At 36.1% G+C, this 16,198-nt stretch carries 16 protein-coding genes; 10 read left to right on the top strand and 6 right to left on the bottom strand.

Features of this window, described 5'->3' with window-relative positions:
- Positions 1 to 95: 95 nt before the first annotated feature.
- Positions 96 to 833 (bottom strand): hypothetical protein, encoded by a 738-nt coding sequence (locus H5087_RS09130; protein ID WP_182671831.1) that lies wholly within the window; start codon positions 831 to 833, stop codon positions 96 to 98.
- A gap of 271 nt (positions 834 to 1,104) precedes the next feature.
- Between H5087_RS09130 and H5087_RS09125 the strand changes: the two genes are divergently transcribed.
- Together H5087_RS09125 and H5087_RS09120 are read left to right on the top strand one after the other, a co-directional pair.
- On the top strand, positions 1,105 to 3,954 hold the full coding sequence (locus H5087_RS09125) for a UvrD-helicase domain-containing protein (RefSeq protein WP_182671830.1): 2,850 nt from the start codon (positions 1,105 to 1,107) through the stop codon (positions 3,952 to 3,954).
- Positions 3,955 to 4,080: 126 nt separating this feature from the next.
- Positions 4,081 to 6,351: an EAL domain-containing protein gene (locus tag H5087_RS09120; RefSeq protein WP_182671829.1), complete on the top strand. Its 2,271-nt coding sequence runs from the start codon at positions 4,081 to 4,083 to the stop codon at positions 6,349 to 6,351.
- Positions 6,352 to 6,374: 23 nt separating this feature from the next.
- Here H5087_RS09120 and H5087_RS09115 read toward each other — a convergent pair whose 3' ends face one another.
- From H5087_RS09115 to H5087_RS09105, 3 genes are all read right to left on the bottom strand, one after another.
- The gene (locus tag H5087_RS09115; protein WP_182671828.1) at positions 6,375 to 6,773 is read right to left on the bottom strand and encodes a hypothetical protein; all 399 of its coding nucleotides are present in this window, start codon (positions 6,771 to 6,773) and stop codon (positions 6,375 to 6,377) included.
- Position 6,774: 1 nt separating this feature from the next.
- The gene (locus tag H5087_RS09110; protein ID WP_182671827.1) at positions 6,775 to 7,689 is read right to left on the bottom strand and encodes a zinc dependent phospholipase C family protein; all 915 of its coding nucleotides are present in this window, start codon (positions 7,687 to 7,689) and stop codon (positions 6,775 to 6,777) included.
- A 98-nt stretch (positions 7,690 to 7,787) separates the two neighbouring features.
- Positions 7,788 to 8,375, bottom strand: a complete 588-nt coding sequence (locus tag H5087_RS09105; protein WP_182671826.1) for a hypothetical protein — start codon at positions 8,373 to 8,375, stop codon at positions 7,788 to 7,790.
- A gap of 262 nt (positions 8,376 to 8,637) precedes the next feature.
- On the opposite strand from H5087_RS09105, the gene H5087_RS09100 reads away from it, so the two are divergent.
- From H5087_RS09100 to H5087_RS09090, 3 genes are all read left to right on the top strand, one after another.
- Positions 8,638 to 10,275, top strand: coding sequence for a cyanophycinase (locus H5087_RS09100; RefSeq protein ID WP_182671825.1), 1,638 nt, complete (start codon positions 8,638 to 8,640; stop codon positions 10,273 to 10,275).
- Positions 10,276 to 10,367: 92 nt separating this feature from the next.
- Entirely contained in the window at positions 10,368 to 10,616 is a 249-nt protein-coding gene (locus tag H5087_RS09095) for a hypothetical protein (RefSeq protein ID WP_024596835.1), read from the top strand.
- Positions 10,617 to 11,394: 778 nt separating this feature from the next.
- Positions 11,395 to 11,799: a LexA family transcriptional regulator gene (locus H5087_RS09090; protein WP_182671824.1), complete on the top strand. Its 405-nt coding sequence runs from the start codon at positions 11,395 to 11,397 to the stop codon at positions 11,797 to 11,799.
- A gap of 3 nt (positions 11,800 to 11,802) precedes the next feature.
- Here H5087_RS09090 and H5087_RS09085 read toward each other — a convergent pair whose 3' ends face one another.
- Positions 11,803 to 12,570: a hypothetical protein gene (locus H5087_RS09085; protein WP_182671823.1), complete on the bottom strand. Its 768-nt coding sequence runs from the start codon at positions 12,568 to 12,570 to the stop codon at positions 11,803 to 11,805.
- A 91-nt stretch (positions 12,571 to 12,661) separates the two neighbouring features.
- Complete coding sequence (locus H5087_RS09080; RefSeq protein ID WP_182671822.1) at positions 12,662 to 12,868, bottom strand: hypothetical protein; 207 nt, start codon at positions 12,866 to 12,868, stop codon at positions 12,662 to 12,664.
- Between the two features lie 436 nt (positions 12,869 to 13,304).
- Between H5087_RS09080 and H5087_RS09075 the strand changes: the two genes are divergently transcribed.
- The 5 genes from H5087_RS09075 (at position 13,305) to H5087_RS09055 (ending at position 16,195) form a co-directional block, all read left to right on the top strand.
- Positions 13,305 to 14,102: a hypothetical protein gene (locus tag H5087_RS09075; protein ID WP_182671821.1), complete on the top strand. Its 798-nt coding sequence runs from the start codon at positions 13,305 to 13,307 to the stop codon at positions 14,100 to 14,102.
- Positions 14,103 to 14,144: 42 nt separating this feature from the next.
- Positions 14,145 to 14,960 (top strand): DUF4145 domain-containing protein, encoded by an 816-nt coding sequence (locus tag H5087_RS09070; protein WP_182671820.1) that lies wholly within the window; start codon positions 14,145 to 14,147, stop codon positions 14,958 to 14,960.
- Positions 14,961 to 15,159: 199 nt separating this feature from the next.
- A complete protein-coding gene (locus H5087_RS09065) occupies positions 15,160 to 15,447 on the top strand; it encodes a hypothetical protein (protein WP_182671819.1) in 288 nt (95 codons plus the stop codon).
- Positions 15,448 to 15,498: 51 nt separating this feature from the next.
- On the top strand, positions 15,499 to 15,975 hold the full coding sequence (locus H5087_RS09060) for a hypothetical protein (RefSeq protein ID WP_182671818.1): 477 nt from the start codon (positions 15,499 to 15,501) through the stop codon (positions 15,973 to 15,975).
- A 37-nt stretch (positions 15,976 to 16,012) separates the two neighbouring features.
- Positions 16,013 to 16,195: a hypothetical protein gene (locus tag H5087_RS09055; protein WP_182671817.1), complete on the top strand. Its 183-nt coding sequence runs from the start codon at positions 16,013 to 16,015 to the stop codon at positions 16,193 to 16,195.
- Positions 16,196 to 16,198 lie beyond the last annotated feature (3 nt).

The raw sequence follows: 16,198 nt of genomic DNA, 5'->3' as shown, positions 1-16,198 counted from the left end.
TGTTATTTGTTCTCCTATAAATAAGGAGGGCAATTACAATTGGTAAAATTACTTAATAAAGGCGTAGCTTAACGCTGAGTAAATTAGCGTGCAAATTAAAACGTTAAAGTCATATTTTTAATAGCGCGTGATTGCTGGGCTTTAATATAACTTTGGTTTGCGAACTCACCCGAAATACTACCTAGTCGTTCACGCTTTACACTAACTGTTAAACTACACGTTTTACTTTGATCTACTTGCGAGCTGCTAAACATATCTAAGCTTTGCAAATCTATTTCAAGGCGCGAAGTACTAAGCGCAAAAAGCATTGATTGTAAAAGTGTTTCATTATTATTGTTAGTGCAGCTACTGCTAAGTTCTACTTGACTAGTACTATTGGGATCAGTGCCATCTAACTGAACTGTAATGGGACTATTAATACTAAAAGTTTGGTTGTTACTCGGGGTTAAAATAATAAAATTTAAAGGTAGTTCCACACCTGAATTCGCATTTATGCCATCGTCTCGTTTAAATTTTATATCAAACTGTTGGTTATCATCAGTAGCATTTATATACGCTTGGTAATCAACGTCTAAAAAGTCGGTATCTTTTGTAAGTTCAATAGCAGTGTTATTAACAAAAGCTTGTAATGAGTCGCTATCGCTTAAAACAATGTTTGAGCCATTAGCATCTCCCGCATTTAGTTCTGCGTTAACACGCGTGCGGTTACCGTCAGAAACCAGCTCAAAACCTGCCCAAATTCCTTTTGTTTTTACTAAATTAGACTCTGTTTCTGATGTACAGGCGCATAATAATAAAATTAAAGCAGTTGTGGTAATGCACTTTTTAAGCATGTTAGCTCCTTTTAACCACTGAATTAGCTATAAGTAATTGTTTAATTGCGGGTATACCTAGTAAATATATTAAGTGTATTTGTGCATTGTTACACAACACGCTATTTGTAAATGTTTAAAATTGTTAATGGTTGTGAGTAAAATGATAATATTAAGTTTTAAAAGTCAGCCTGCTAAGAGGTTGCTCGATAAATGACTACTATTTAGCGTTAAATGTAATATAAAAGAGTATGTTACAATCAAGTCAAAGCATATCTTCATATTGAGTATTATGGCGCAGTATATTGCTACTCCAAGTTGGCTAGGCCGTTTTTTTACCCGTATTAAACACGTAACTATTGAACAAGAGCGCCTTGTTGTGCATTTTAGAAGTGCTCACGCACGGACATTTTTAATTAAAGACTTTTATAATTACTCAATACTTAAAAATCGTTTATTTAGCGCCAAAATTAATTTGTGCGATAGTAGCAATACATCAATTAGCTTTTTAAACAAAGCGCAAGCTAAGTCTTTAAATACCGCCCTTAACACGCAATTTTCAGCCATGCTTGAGCAAAAAGTAAATAACGCCAAGGCTTTGCTAAAGCGTTATGCTTTAGATGAGTTTTTACGTGATAGTTCCATAAAAATACTTAATAACGAGGTGTTTTTACTTGCTAAACAATACGCTCAAAGTACAAACACATGGCAACAACACTTATCGCCAAGCAGTATTAAATTTTTAAATATACTGAGCTCCACACCCAATACTCACGATGCAATCATACAGCTGCGCCATAAATATGAAAAAAAACAGCTAACTCTTAAAAATGACTTTTTTAATCAAGTAGAGTCAAATCCATTAACAACAGAGCAGCGCTTAGCGGTTATACGCGATAACGATAAAAACCTAGTATTAGCGGCAGCAGGCACAGGTAAAACATCTGTGATGGTAGCAAAATCGTTAGATTTAATAGCGTGTGATATTGCCAAGCCTGAGCAAATTTTGGTGCTGGCCTATAATAAAACAGCAGCAAATGAGCTTAAAGAGCGCTTTATTAAACGCGCCACGCATGCAAACTTGCATACCAAAGTACCCACTATTTTAACGTTTCATGCGCTTGGGCTTAAATTATTACAAAGTGCTAAAAAGCCAATCGAGTTGTCAAAATTTGCAACCGACCCAGTTCAATTAAATAGTTGGTTAACTGGGTGGGTAAGTAAAAAAATACAAACCGAGCCACAGTTTTTAAAAGCATTTGTAGATTTACTCCATGAGCCGATTGATATATTTAGCTTTAAAGATAATGCACAGTACGAGCGGTACGTACGCGATAACGAATACCGTAGCCTTGCGGGACATAAAGTAAAAAGTTATCAGGAAGTGCTTATTTCAAACTGGCTACATTTGAATTGCGTGGCGCACAGTTATGAGGTGAATTATCACTTTAATCAAGGCGCAGAGCTAAGTGGGCAATACCGACCAGACTTTTATATACCTCAATACGATATTTACTTAGAGCACTTTGGCATTGATAGGCAAGGGAGTACTCGTGCCGATATAGATAAAAAACACTATAACGAGCAAATTGCATTTAAGCGTAAGTTACATAAACAAAATGGCACCACTTTACTCGAAACCTTTCATTACAACTGGGTAGAAGGAAAGCTTGAGCAAACTCTCGCAAAGCAATTAAAGCAGCATAATGTTGAATTAGCACCTTTAAGTAACGACGAAATATTTCATACTTTAAATAACTCAGGACAGTTACAGCAAGGCATTGAGAAGTACATAAAATGCTTACAAGCTATTCGAGTGGAGCAACTAAGTAATAAGCAAATAGCGCAGCGCATCAAGCAAAGTGGTATTAAAAACTATCAACAATATGCAAACTTGTTAGTGCAAATTCACGACGCTTATATAAATGAACTAAGCACGCAAAATGCCATTGATTTTGACGACATGATTATTCAAGCAACAAAGGCGATAGTAAGCGGAGATTTTAATATTCCATGGAGCCACATTTTAGTTGATGAGTTTCAAGATATATCAAGTGCGCGTATGGGTTTTTTAAATGCCATATTAAAATATGGTAAAGGAATACGCTTTACTGCGGTAGGTGATGACTGGCAAGCAATTTATCGGTTCTCGGGTGGTAATTTAGCGCTTACTACACGCTTTAATGAATTAGTGGGCAGCCACTCACTTACTATGTTGCAAAAAACATTTAGATATAACAATAGTATTAGTGATGTAGCGGGGCGCTTTGTAATGCAAAACCCTGAGCAATATAAAAAGCAGATCAGCACACATACGCAAGTAACCACACCACAAGTTATTTTGTTAGACGATTTATACCAAGGCACTAAATCGATAGAAATAAAAGTACAGCAGAGCATAAGCACTATTCAAAAAAACGATGCATCAGCGAGCATTGCCATACTTAGTCGATACCGATACATGTTAAATAGCGTGCAGCAGCATTTAAAAGATAAAAAGCATACAAACCCTCTTTATTTTTGGACATTGCATAGCGCTAAGGGGCTTGAAGCCGATTACTGTATTATTATTGGTTTTGAACAAGGTAAATTAGGGTTTCCTAGCGATAATCAAAATAACTTGCTGGTGGAGTCGTTATTACCAGTGCAAGATGAATTCACTCACTCAGAAGAAAGGCGTTTGCTTTATGTAGGTATTACGCGCGCAAAACATAAAGCGTATTTAATTGCAGACCCTTATGCATGCTCAGCGTTTGTAAAAGAACTAGTAAATGACGATTATCCTATTCAAATCGACTCCACGTTGTTTAACAAGTCGCAACTAAAGCAAAGAGAGTGTAATACGTGCAGCGACGGATTAATTGTGCCAAAAACGGGTCAGTATGGTGATTATTATAGCTGTACTAATACGCAGATTTGCGAAACTAAACTACGAGTGTGTAAAAGCTGTAGTAGCCCATCGATTGATAAAAACACGTATTCACAATGTGTGAATACAGAGTGTAAAACGCAGCATCCAATTTGTGAAAAGTGTGGTCGCGAAATGCGTAAACGTAAATCTAAGCACGGTGAATTTTTAGGATGCAGTGGTTTCGCGCTTAAAGAAGATAACTGTAAAAACACTCGAAAAATGAATGTTTAACGGCTAACGAGCAGGTTTACATCTGTCTATTTTATAGAGCAATGTAAATAGAAATTATATTCATTTGATTGATTTTAACAAGTTATCAATGTCTAATAGAAGAATGATCTTTAACTGTTGTTTATTATGCATTTTTTCAATAGGTTCTTTTTATTAAACGATCACTATTCAGCCCCTGATCAGGTTGCTAATTGGCGAGTAAGTGCACTGCGCATTATTCTATCATTAGTAATGGTGTTATGTTTTGCTGTGGTGTGCCACACGTATGCAAGCGCTATTGAGTTTAACTTAATTTATATTGTTGTATTAACAAGCAGTTTTTTTGCGACTGTATGCGGTTTGCTTATAGCAAGTAAGCGTTTTTATCACTTCAGCGCTCATGTACTTTTAATAGCCATTGTAGCTGCTAGCGTGTCAATGAACTTATTTTTAACAGACCTAGAGCTTGCTAAAGTGGGCTCTATGTATATGTATTCCTGCCCAATAATCGCACTTATGCTACTTGGTTATAGAACAGCCCTTGCTTATGGCGTATTAAATATTGTACCGTTTTATATGATCATCAATAACGTTGATGTATCGGGCTTAACTGGCGTTGCTCAACAACTTCCCGATGCCAGCTTATACATTACAGGGCTAATATTCTTATTTTTTAACATTTGTATTCCCCTTGCTGTGGCACGCACAATTGTGGCTGCTAAGCGTTTAAACAAAACAATGATAAGCGCTAATACACACCTTAAAGATAAAAATGAGCTTTATCGAAGCCTGTTCACCGAATCAAATAAAGCCAAAATTATTGTTGACGAAAACCTTGTCATTACTGATTTTAATCAACACGCTATTGATATGTTTGGTATAAAAAAAGAATTAAAAGAAGAGTGCGTTAACCTTTCTCATTTATTTCCTACTTTAGTTTTTGACGCCCCTAATGCTCAAAATAAAATTGTGAAGTACAAAAAAAGCTATTTTAAAGCCTGCTACCAGCAAATAACAATGAGTACAAACTACCGTGTATACGACTTTTACGATTGCACGCAAGAGCAGCTCATTAAACAAAACTTATCAATGATGGAACAAGAAAATAAACGTTTACGCTTTAGAGACTCGCAAACAAAACTACCTAATAGAGAATGGTTTGAGCTGCAATGCGACAGATTAACAAGCAAATACCAAAAAGGTTTTTTTATCGTTGTTACCCAAAGTGCAAATAGTGAATACTTAAATTTAAAGCTCACTAAAGCCGACTCTCAAGCATTACTTATTAACGCGTACAAGCGTTTAAAGGCGATGCCAGATGGGCCTCTTTTGTGTGCTCATATAGGAGTAGGAAAGCTTGCTTTTATAATTGGCGCAAACTCGCAAAACGAGCTTGAAGATAAGCTATTAATGCAAATAAAAAATACATTAGATAAAACTTATAATGTGTTTGGCACTAAGTGTCAGCAATCATTTTTATTTGGTTTTGCAAAGTATCCTGATCACGGAAAAAACAGCACAACAGTACTTAGCAATGCGTGCGAAGCACTTAAAGTTGCAAACTGTAATATGCCTCTAAGTGGTTATAACGAAAAACAATCACAAGCTTTTATCGAAAAATACGAAATTTCGATGTTGCTAGACGAAGCGCTTCAGCAGGGCGATTTGTCGGTACACTATCAACCTAAAGTAGATGCAAAGGGTCAATGTATAGGGCTTGAAGCTTTAGCGCGTTGGAACAGTCCCATACTAGGTAATGTGTCGCCAGTGGTATTTATTCCTATTGCCGAAGAATACAGAATGGTCAGTCGATTAACCGATCTGATTATTCAAAAAGTCTGCGCTCAAATTGCCAATTGGACTAAGGCGGGTTTACCTAGTGTGCCGGTGGCAATAAATATATCTCTAATTGATTTTAGCCAAACCGATTTCATGTCAAAACTGGTTAAATACCTTGCCGACTTCAACGTAAAGCCACCTCAAATAGAGTTAGAACTGACTGAAACCTCTCTTGAGGCAAACCAAGCGCATTCGCTAAAGCTTATGCAAACACTGCAATCGTGGGGTTTTACTATTTCGGTTGATGATTTTGGAGTGGGGTATTCTAATATTGCACGCCTTGCCGATTACCCTATTAACAAACTTAAGTTAGATCGCTCATTAATCAGCCAAGTAACGAGCTCTACGCGTCAAAAAAGTTTAGTTAAAGCGGTGCACGTTATGTGTGAAGAGCTTGATATTAAGTGTGTAGCCGAAGGAGTAGAAACCCAAGAGCAAGTAGCAATAATGGCGCAAATGGGGTGTAAAGAATTTCAGGGCTTTTACTTTGCGAAACCAATGCCAGCCGAAAATTTGGCAGAGCATGTTAGCCGCCATGGCTTAGTGTTTAACCCCAAAGAGATGACGGCTCAACTTTAAATGTATAGTGGGTATTTTATTACCTAATTACAGAGCTGTTGGGCGTTTATAGTTATTTCGCACTGATGAATAACTCCTGCTCCCCAATGCTGTATATCTGATTGAGCGGTACAGCCTGCATCTTCAATTAAAGCCGTATTGGCATCACATAAAAGTAGCACTGCGTTATCATCTTGTACGTTCACGATAAGCGTGTATTCCCCAAAGGGTGCAAGTTTGCTTAAATCGTTATTAACAGCAGCTTTTAATAACTCATCAGTTGTTGAATAGGATGTTTCACTAAATTTTAATGTGCCATCAACGGCTGTAGCAATATCTTTTAATTGCGAGGCTAAGTCGGCCATCACTTCTGGATTGTTATTTTTTGAAGTGTAGCAACCGCTAAGTAATACTATGAGGCTTATACAAAGTAAGTGTTTCATTTTATTTGCTCCATACCGTCATCGTGTTGTGTTCATCGTAGCCTGTATCTAGGTTCCAATTTTTAATTGCACTGCAATCAGTATCTAAAAATACGGCATTGGCAATAACGGTTATGTAGTGCTGAATATTGCTAACGGCAAAGTCAAAAATATCGTTGTAATGCATAGGCTCGTGCGGCGTTTTTAGTTGTTCAATAAAAGTGGGGTCTACTTCGTTTGGGCGAGGATAAAACAAGCCTAAATCAGCAGCAACATGGCGTGCACAGGCAAATAATCGATAGCTTTCTTCAACATTATTTACTACAAGCTGAAAACCGTTATGCCATGAATTAAAGTTAGGAGCGTGTTGTGCAGCGTAGCTTGGGTGAACCGTCAATAAAGCATGTTGCCAAATTTTTGCAATATCGGTATCAAAATTATCGTCTTTGTTAGTACAAGATCCAATATTTTGCTGCACGCGGTCAGCATAACCTAACTCACCTAAATTTAAACGCTGCCAAATAAATGCGTCTTGGTTCATTTCGCAGGTACGGTGCGCCGTTTGATTTTGCTCATACGGGCCTACTTTTAATTCAACAACCGGATGCACCGTTATATCTGCAGCAACATGGGCCATATAACCGCATAACCAGGCAAAACACTTTTCAAATGCTTCACCTTCAAGTGTTTTACAGTATTCAATCATTGCTTTAAGTAAATCGCCTGTGTGCTCATAGTGCATTAGGTCGGCCCACGCATTTTGGCTAGGCTGCGCTACAGCTAAGTAAGGATAATCGGGGGCTACACAGCCTAGTTCAAGGTATGCTTGGCGTTGGCTTAAAATAAGCTTTGCTTTTTTAGGCATATCCATTTTAGCGAGTGACTTGGTTTGCGTTGCAATATTAACGGCAGTGATGTGCGCAAAAGCACCTGGCATTGTCATATCCTTATGATTTATTAATAAGGGTACAGATTAACATTGAGAGGGGGTTAAATAAAGCCAACTAAATGCAAGTATAGCGGGGTAAACACCTATTAAATTAGCTGCTCAACTAATTGGCCATTCTCGTATAATTTAGCATGTTGACGTTTATGTTCTTCAAATAGGTAAGCTCTTAGTTGCTCTTGACCGCTATGGATTTGCGTTATTTTAGCGGCTATACCTTGTGTGCTTTGCCTTACGGGTTCTATTTCCATCGAAATACTTTGTTTGTTAGGCAAAATAAATTCCATGTGCTGCGATTTATTTAAATGGTTACCTTTTTGGAGGGGTTTTAAAAACATCCCCGTGTTTGATATTGATTCAATTTTAAACCCTTGGCTTTTAATATTTAGCTCACTCCAGCGCCAACTGCGCAGTGTGCCTTGTGTGTCTATTACTTCGGGGGCGTTTAAAATAGGTTTGATTATACCGGCGCTATCAATTTTTAAGTCCAACGGAAACCATAACTGATAATGTGCAACCTCTGCGAGCAGAGTTAAATTAGCGCTACTAAGTAAGTGAGCAATATTGGCTGGTACTGAACTTTGTAATGTTAAAACGTGACTGTTGTGAGCATGTGACTTTGTATTAGGCTTAAATAACTCAGCAAAAAAATTTATCTCTTCATTAGAAAAGTCCATATTTCACCCCAGTTACATAAAATAATTCACCACCGTAATTTAAACAATGAAATTGGTCAATAAATGCTCCGTTTAAATTTGTTTAGATAATATTTACAAAGACAGAGGGGCAAACTAAACAATGTATTTAAATGCAGTGCGTAATCCTATCGTTTTTCAGAGACTTGAATTATTTAACATTTATAAAAATATATTTAGGCGCAAGTGGCTAGCTGTTAAACTACAACACATTAGTTTTATTATTTATATTAGAGTTTACATTATGATATGTGCATTTTTACGTGATCAACAGCCGAAGTTACTGGGTATGGTAGTGGCATTGTTCGGTGCAGGATTTTCAATAAATGCAGTGGCTCAAGAGCAAAGCCAAACTTTAATTTTAGTGGGGTCAGAGCTTACTACCTGTACTAGCGCCAAGCTTAATAATTGCCAAAAAGAGGCTGTTATTGATGGTAAGTCACATAATTTATATACACTTAGCAGCTCTCAAATAAAAAACATCGCGCAGCATTGGCCTAATAATAATGTTGAGGCAAAAACGGCTGTATTAAAAACACTTAAAGCCATACAAAGTAAATCGTCAAATAGCGTATCAAAAACTGATTTACTCTGGCAGTGGCGCGATATAAATAATCAGCAATTAGAAAGTCTAACTCAGCAAGAGTACAACTTTGTATTTGATATGCTAGAAGTACCGCTACTTAATAAAAACGGTGAGCGTTTAAAAGAGCAAGTAAATACCGATTTTAATAATGAGGTTGCGACTAATAATATTTTACAATTTGTGTCGGGCAGTTTAAAAGTTAATAACGCAAAACCAACCATGCTTGCTATTACGGCTTCGAGCCGCGACCCTTATGAGTCGGCAGATGTAGCGCAAAGTCTTTTGGCACAATCAAATATAAACACTCAATGGTTAGCACTAACGCCAGCGCTTGCTAAAGCGATTACGAGTAACTCGTGCGATGAATTACCAGCGCTTAGAAATACATTAATGAATGTGTATAACCGTGAAGTGATTTATCCCGATCGCACAAAGGCCGAATACGCTTTATGTAAAAATGGCACTAATGCACTTGTATCACTTATTAAAAATAGTACCGGTGTGATGTTTAATAGCGGTAATGCAGCATTAACTCATAAGGTATTATTTGATCAAAACAATAACCCATACCCGTGGACGCAAGCATTGCAAACTCGCCCAGTAATTGTAGGTGAAGGAGTGGGCGCAGCAATCCAAAGTAAAGTGACGGGTATGCTGACAAATACAACAAGCCTTGAGGCACTTCGTAAAAGTGAAAATAACACTAATGCTGGTGGGCTGGGCAGTTTTAACTTTGGTGTACTAGATACTCAATTTAGTGAACAAAACCGTACATTTAGGCTTGCAGCAGCGCTAAATAAAAACGAAGTGAAAAATACTAAAACAGAGATTCAACATGGATTTGGTATTGATGAAAATACAGCCTTAGTTGTTATTAAATCACCAGAAGGTAGCTTAATAACCGTAATAGGCAAAAGTGGTGTAGTGCATTTGGCTAACCAAGGTAAAGCCCAACCTGAGAGTAAGAGCTATAGCTATTCGTACTGGCCTGCAAGCAGTGTAATTGAAATTACCAATAATACGTTTACCTTAAGTGCACGCACAATAGATGAAGCGTTACCCGCTATACAAATACCTCCACTGCCAGTGCAGCGTTTTGGCTCAATTTTAACAAATTCAAAACTGCGTTCACTTACTCAAGCTATGTGTTTAAGCCAAGAGCAAAGTGCGGTAGCCCAACAAGACGAGTTTATAATTAGCCTTACAGCGACGAGTGACACACAGTATCATCGCATCAATGCAAAAGAGTTTGGTTGTGCGCTAAGCAATTTAGAGTTAGCTATAAAGTCGATTTAGTGACTAACCTGAGCCAAGGGTTTGAGTTTTTGGCTCTTCTCTATAAAATAGCCACCATAATGATTTAAAAGCCTTACTAAAAGAGTGTTAAAATGAATAAAGAAAATGATGTAATTTCTAGTCTAGCCGAATTAGAAAGCTTTTTATTAAATGTAGAAAACGGCGGTCTTGGCCTTAAGGGTGTTTCGGGCGTTGGTATGGCAACAAACAATAGTGATGGTAGTCGTTTTGTAGCCGTGTTTGACGATAATCAAAAATTACTTTTAGCGCGCGGTATTACAGAAGATGTATTCCAAACAGGGCAAGACATGGTACGTAATGGTGTAGGGCGCAAGCACTAGTACTTTAATAAAAAAGCGCTTAGAGCGCTTTTTTATTTTAATTTCAATAAATTGAAATTAAATGGCTTTATATAGATTCCACAAAGGCCACTTCAAGTTAATAACAATTAAATACAACCTCCCTCAAAAACCACAAAACTAGCCAGCTAAACTCAGTTTTATTAAGTGCGCTTAGATAAATAAGGTAGTGCTACGGATAAATTGTAGAATCAAAAAAGATGAATTTTGGCTATATTTTGAAGAGAAGTTTAACTTATTGATATAGAGGGAGTTTATACCAATTCGCTTAATTAAGTGATCTATTTTAGGATGGAAAAACGTGTTGATAGCTAGGCAAAAAATTCGCTATTTAGTTGTTCTAAATGAGAATTTTTTAACACAGGTAGCGACACGTTTAGCCCCGCAAAATGATTAAGTATTATTGCGGATTGGTATTAATGGTCGGTATGGAGAGATTCGAACTCTCGACCCCTGCCACCCCATGATGTGACGCTATATCGTGTTAAGTTATTGTAATTTATGAACTTAAAAGTGGTTTAACTGATTTTATACACAGTTAATTTTGCAATTTTTATCATTTTTACAATTCAATAAAATCAAGCGGTTAGGGCGCTTGTTACAAATCGAGTATTTAAGCTATCAATAAATATCAACATAAACAACCCATTAGAAAACCTTAATCAAAACCCTCACTTTCTTCACAAGACACTTTACCTTTCCAAAATTGCCAACTAGATTTATACTGTATAAATAATCAGTATTTTATTTGGGTGTGTGTATGTTTGTTATTCCTATTTATATTGAGGCGGGTATTACAGGTTTTGAATCGCCGGCTGCTCAATATAAAGAGCTGGGTTTAACTCTAGATGAGTTACTTATAGAACACCCAGATGCTACATTTATCGGGGTTGCATCAGGGGCGTCTATGCAGGAGTTAGGGATATTTGATGGTGATTTGTTAATAGTCGATCGTGCTTTAAATGTAAGTACAGGCGATGTAGTGGTTGCTACTTACAATGGCAGCTTTGTTTGTAAAGTAATTCATAAAGAAAAGCGTTTGTTGATGTCGGCCTCAGATGACTATGCGCCTGTGTATATATCACCAGAAGATGGCTTTTGCTTGGAAGGAGTGGTAACAAGGAGTATTAGGTTACATAAGCCTTGCGTTGAGTTCATCTCTTAATAGTTAATCAGCTAAGTTTCGTGCTTTTTTGGAGCCTTTTTGAAATTCTTTAATTAACTGTAAAGTCTCGATCTCATCATTGAAAAAGTCTGAAGGGATAATCACGGTTTTCACTAAATCACTAGGAGTGTTATGAACGTGGATTGCGAAGTGAAATTGCAAGTTTGGAAGATAAAAGACAAAGTGTTTAAAATCTGGCAAGTCATCCATAACGATTACTGTCGAACACATATCAAAGTCACCTTCTCTATTGTGAACCCTTACTGTCAGCATAAATTGACACTCGTTTTTATTTAGTAAATAGTTTCTAAATTTATCTATAATATTTTTATCAATATTGTATTCTTTTCTAACGAGCTCTCTGTAAATATATGATATTGCAAAGTACTCAAATATTGGCATTTTACCGTGAAGAGGATTGCTAATCAAAAATTCCTTGATGTCTGTCTCTGTAAAATTTGTAGATTCAAATGTCTTCAAAATCTCGTCATTCATTTGAGTATATACAAATATAGTCTTGTCTGTTGATGCATTTATTTCTTTAAAAATCTTTGAAAACTGATTTTCATTCATGCCTAATAATTGTTCGCAATGTGTGCAAAATAAACATTCTTTAAATTGCCTACTTGTTTTTTGCCATAGATTTAGATTTCCATCATATTGGGTGATGTCATTTCCTGTAGTTATGAGCATGTATTTATACACGAAGCGAGGAATAATATGGCTTTGTTGTAATTCACTTACTTGATTACAAAGTTTACATTTATTCATAGTAGGACCTAAAATTTTGTTATTGTTTGTTTAATCAGTACTATAACTATAAAAGTGCTAACTCTGCTAATCATTCTTTATTACTTTGAGTTCATATACCTTTACATGTATTAATCCGTCTTACACTTCGTTTTATCTTTTCAAGGTTGTCTGATAACACCCACAGCATGCCTGCTAGGGTGTCTTTATCCATTGCTTCAAAGTGATCTTCAATACATAGCGCGTTAATTGCGGCTTCTGCTTGGTAGATGCTTTTATCTAGTTCGTTTTTAAGTTGTAGCGCTTTGTTGTTTTGCATTTGGTATTTCCTGCTGTTTTCGTTGAGGAAAAGGTACAATTAATTTTATACGTTAAAAAGTGAAAAGATATACGTCCTATGGTACAAATTACGTCGTAAGATTCGTATTTGGATATTTTAGATTAAAAGGACGTAGTAAATGGAGCGAATAACCCCCGAAAACTTAAGAGAGTTACGTAAAAAATTAGGTTTATCGAGTCAACAAGCGGCAGATAGTGTTTATAAGAACCGGAGATTATGGCAAAGGTACGAGGCGCCGGTGACTGCTGGTAGCAGCTTGAACATACCGCCAGCAACACTTGAATTGTTTTGTTTGAAGCATGGATTACCTTACCCACCCAACAAGCAAGGTAAATTAGGAAAGTTAATTAGTTTTTATGGTGGCCAAGGAGGTGCTGGGCATACACTACTTACTATTGATATTTGTACCTTGTTAATGCAAGAAGGGTTTGAGGTTCTTATTGTTACTGGTAAACATGGGGCGAGTATTTATCGTAATCAGGCTACAGACTTAAACTTACCTTTTCCGCGTGTTAAAGAAATAGATGAGTATTTGCTACCCACTAAAAGCTCATTTGTTAATGCTATTAACGCAATGCATAACAATAGCAAAAATATAAAATCAGTTTTACCTAATTATGATTTCGTATTTTTAGATATATCTAAAGGTGCTTCACCTAGCTTTTTTGAAGAGCTACAACCTCATTTAATTATTGGGCCATCAAATTTAGGTGATGTACCAATGAGACAAATGCAGGCTTACCATAGCCTAATAGATTTAAAGCTAAATTTTAAAGAATCAGGTAATGATCATACTAAACTAGCGTTGCTGATGATGAATGTAGCGACTGATTATACTTTTAGCTTGAGTTATTATGGGCTTTTGGATTTTGAAGATGATGAGCTGATCCAAAAAGCAACAAATATGAATAATGAACTAACTAAAAGAAATAATTGGCTTATAAAAGAAAAAGCTAAAATGAGTGAGTGGTTTCATGATTTAAAAGTAGAACAAAAAGAGTCTCAATCTGAGCTCATTGAGCTGTTTAATAATTTGCACAAAGTTGGCATTACTTTAATGTGTAGTTATACCTCAAATACTTATAAAGCATACTCAAGAGGTTATGATAAAGGGTTTAGTATATTTAATAAGGCACCAAACTCACTGCCAGCTCATGAATTACGAAGTGTAAAAAATGAAATATTAAGAATATTGGGTGTTCCAAGTAGATAATAGGTAGCATGGCTGGTAAATTAAAATATTTTAGGAAACTCTATGTTTAATAAGCAATTATGGGCAAACGTGTCCAAACTACATTTTCTAGAGAGCTATCCCGCTTTACCATGCCCATACTGTAAAAGTATGAACCTTAACTTAGATACTGAAAGCTTTAGTGCTAGGAAATTATCTTGGCAAGCTAGAAAAGCCTATAAGGAGCAATTCAAAGACAATGAATTAATGGATTTTGCTACTAAGGAAGACAACAGTTTTTTAAAAATAGCCGCACTCATTCTCACTGTTGCTGATGGGGCTACTTACCAGCCCTCGCAATTTATTGCTTTTTTCAAGTGTGAAATGTGTAATGAAAATGTGTCATCTACTGGCTTAGCTAAAATACCAAATAGTGATACATCTGTTAGACAAATTAAAGTTGAAAGCTTCAACCCCCCTTTACCCTTGTTTCCATTGAGTGATACAACACCGAACTCAATAAATGAAGAGTTATTAAGTTCATTCAATCATTTTTTTTCTGACACTTGTTCTTCGGGTAATCGTTTAAGAAGGGCTGTTGAAAAACTATGTTTAGAGTTGGGTTATACACAAAAGAGAAATCTCTATGAAAACATTGAGGCTATGGCTGATGAATTTCCTCTAGAGGCACGCTGGCTTCAATCACTTCGGCTTGTAGGTAACGAAGCGACTCATGCTGATAAAATTACTGAAGATGACTTACTAGACTCATACAAAGTGTTTGAAGTGGTACTCGATATATTCAGGCGAAAACACATAGAACCTGAAATTGAAAAGGTAGCACTTCAATTACAAGATAAGTTCAAAAAACCGCACAAACAATTAAGTCTAAAGCCTTAAGTGTGGGTATTAATTACAGGTATTTTAATTTTATATTGAATGATCTTTGAATCCCACTATAAATTTTCGGGCTTTTAAGTTATTGCACTAATAGTTTTGCTGTTAGCACTTTTGATCATTATGTCATCTATTAGCTCTTGCTTTAGGTGTCAGAGTGTCTTAAATTTAGACAAATCATATTTTTAGTTGCAGGGACAGCATGGCTCGTAGAAAAAATAACTCTTCAGAATTCATAAATATGCTCTTCGAAATAACAGGCTATTTTTGGCAAGTTGGTGCATTAATTTCAATGCTTTTGTGGTTACTGACTGGTTATTTACTTAATTGGGGATATGGCCTCCATACTAAAGAACACACAACTGTAATTACTTCATTATTTGAGAAATTTTCCATCATTTTTTATATTCCATTTCTTTTAGCTTTATTCTTTGCTGTAGTGTTTTCATTTAAGTGTTATCAAACATTTAAGGCTCAAGACGCTTATTAAAATACTGTGCCAAATTAAATTTTTTGATAATTAAAATAATAAGGGCGTTAAATGCACCCAGATCAAAATCCAATGACAGGATTTAAAACCTTAGAAGCTGCTTTCTCTCAAGGCTTTAGAATGAGAAGAGTTTCATTTACGGAAGACATTCACTTTGTTAGGGATAAGGGACTCCTCAATGCACGTTATACATATGCACGTCTGAACGGCCTAAAAGTTCAACAAACAATAGTATTAGATGAAAATAAACCTCTCAATGGTTTACCTTGTTTTTGCTTATTTTATGGAACACTCGAAGATTTGAGGGGGCAAGGAAAAACAGTTGATTTTCTGAAACAAATACTAGTTCAATTTAAAAAAGATTTACCTAAAAAGTACAATGAGTTCTATATTGAAACACTCATTGAGACAGATAATAGTGCCTCGTTAGCGATTGCAAAAAAGCTGTTTGGTGAACCAAGCCATGATGGTGTAGATGAGCTGACAGGAATACCAACAAAAATATGGCAAACGAAGTTTACGAAATAGCTTGAAAGAGTCATATAAAAAATATTAAGGATACAGAATGAGCCTAACAGTAGGTGATCTTAAAAAGCAGCTGGCACACTATGACGATGATGTTGAAATAACATTCAATGGTCTAGATTTTTATCGCTTAAAAATGCGAGGTGAGAACTTAGTACAGATTGAATTTAACCAAACTGTATACAAAAATACCGAGACAGGTAAAGTTGAGGTTATTAATTAGAAG

Origin of the sequence: Pseudoalteromonas sp. SR43-7, assembly GCF_014163785.1 — a bacterium.
Lineage (GTDB): Bacteria > Pseudomonadota > Gammaproteobacteria > Enterobacterales > Alteromonadaceae > Pseudoalteromonas > Pseudoalteromonas distincta.
This window is presented reverse-complemented; position numbering and strand designations above follow the sequence as displayed.

What these genes read in the sequence shown, in the direction of transcription:
- H5087_RS09130 (WP_182671831.1), bottom strand. Translation starts at nt 833, where the DNA reads ATGCTTAAAAAGTGCATTACCACAACTGCTTTAATTTTATTATTATGC.
- H5087_RS09125 (WP_182671830.1), top strand. Translation starts at nt 1,105, where the DNA reads ATGGCGCAGTATATTGCTACTCCAAGTTGGCTAGGCCGTTTTTTTACC.
- H5087_RS09120 (WP_182671829.1), top strand. Translation starts at nt 4,081, where the DNA reads ATGCATTTTTTCAATAGGTTCTTTTTATTAAACGATCACTATTCAGCC.
- H5087_RS09115 (WP_182671828.1), bottom strand. Translation starts at nt 6,773, where the DNA reads ATGAAACACTTACTTTGTATAAGCCTCATAGTATTACTTAGCGGTTGC.
- H5087_RS09110 (WP_182671827.1), bottom strand. Translation starts at nt 7,689, where the DNA reads ATGCCAGGTGCTTTTGCGCACATCACTGCCGTTAATATTGCAACGCAA.
- H5087_RS09105 (WP_182671826.1), bottom strand. Translation starts at nt 8,375, where the DNA reads ATGGACTTTTCTAATGAAGAGATAAATTTTTTTGCTGAGTTATTTAAG.
- H5087_RS09100 (WP_182671825.1), top strand. Translation starts at nt 8,638, where the DNA reads ATGATATGTGCATTTTTACGTGATCAACAGCCGAAGTTACTGGGTATG.
- H5087_RS09095 (WP_024596835.1), top strand. Translation starts at nt 10,368, where the DNA reads ATGAATAAAGAAAATGATGTAATTTCTAGTCTAGCCGAATTAGAAAGC.
- H5087_RS09090 (WP_182671824.1), top strand. Translation starts at nt 11,395, where the DNA reads ATGTTTGTTATTCCTATTTATATTGAGGCGGGTATTACAGGTTTTGAA.
- H5087_RS09085 (WP_182671823.1), bottom strand. Translation starts at nt 12,570, where the DNA reads ATGAATAAATGTAAACTTTGTAATCAAGTAAGTGAATTACAACAAAGC.
- H5087_RS09080 (WP_182671822.1), bottom strand. Translation starts at nt 12,868, where the DNA reads ATGCAAAACAACAAAGCGCTACAACTTAAAAACGAACTAGATAAAAGC.
- H5087_RS09075 (WP_182671821.1), top strand. Translation starts at nt 13,305, where the DNA reads ATGCAAGAAGGGTTTGAGGTTCTTATTGTTACTGGTAAACATGGGGCG.
- H5087_RS09070 (WP_182671820.1), top strand. Translation starts at nt 14,145, where the DNA reads ATGTTTAATAAGCAATTATGGGCAAACGTGTCCAAACTACATTTTCTA.
- H5087_RS09065 (WP_182671819.1), top strand. Translation starts at nt 15,160, where the DNA reads ATGGCTCGTAGAAAAAATAACTCTTCAGAATTCATAAATATGCTCTTC.
- H5087_RS09060 (WP_182671818.1), top strand. Translation starts at nt 15,499, where the DNA reads ATGCACCCAGATCAAAATCCAATGACAGGATTTAAAACCTTAGAAGCT.
- H5087_RS09055 (WP_182671817.1), top strand. Translation starts at nt 16,013, where the DNA reads ATGAGCCTAACAGTAGGTGATCTTAAAAAGCAGCTGGCACACTATGAC.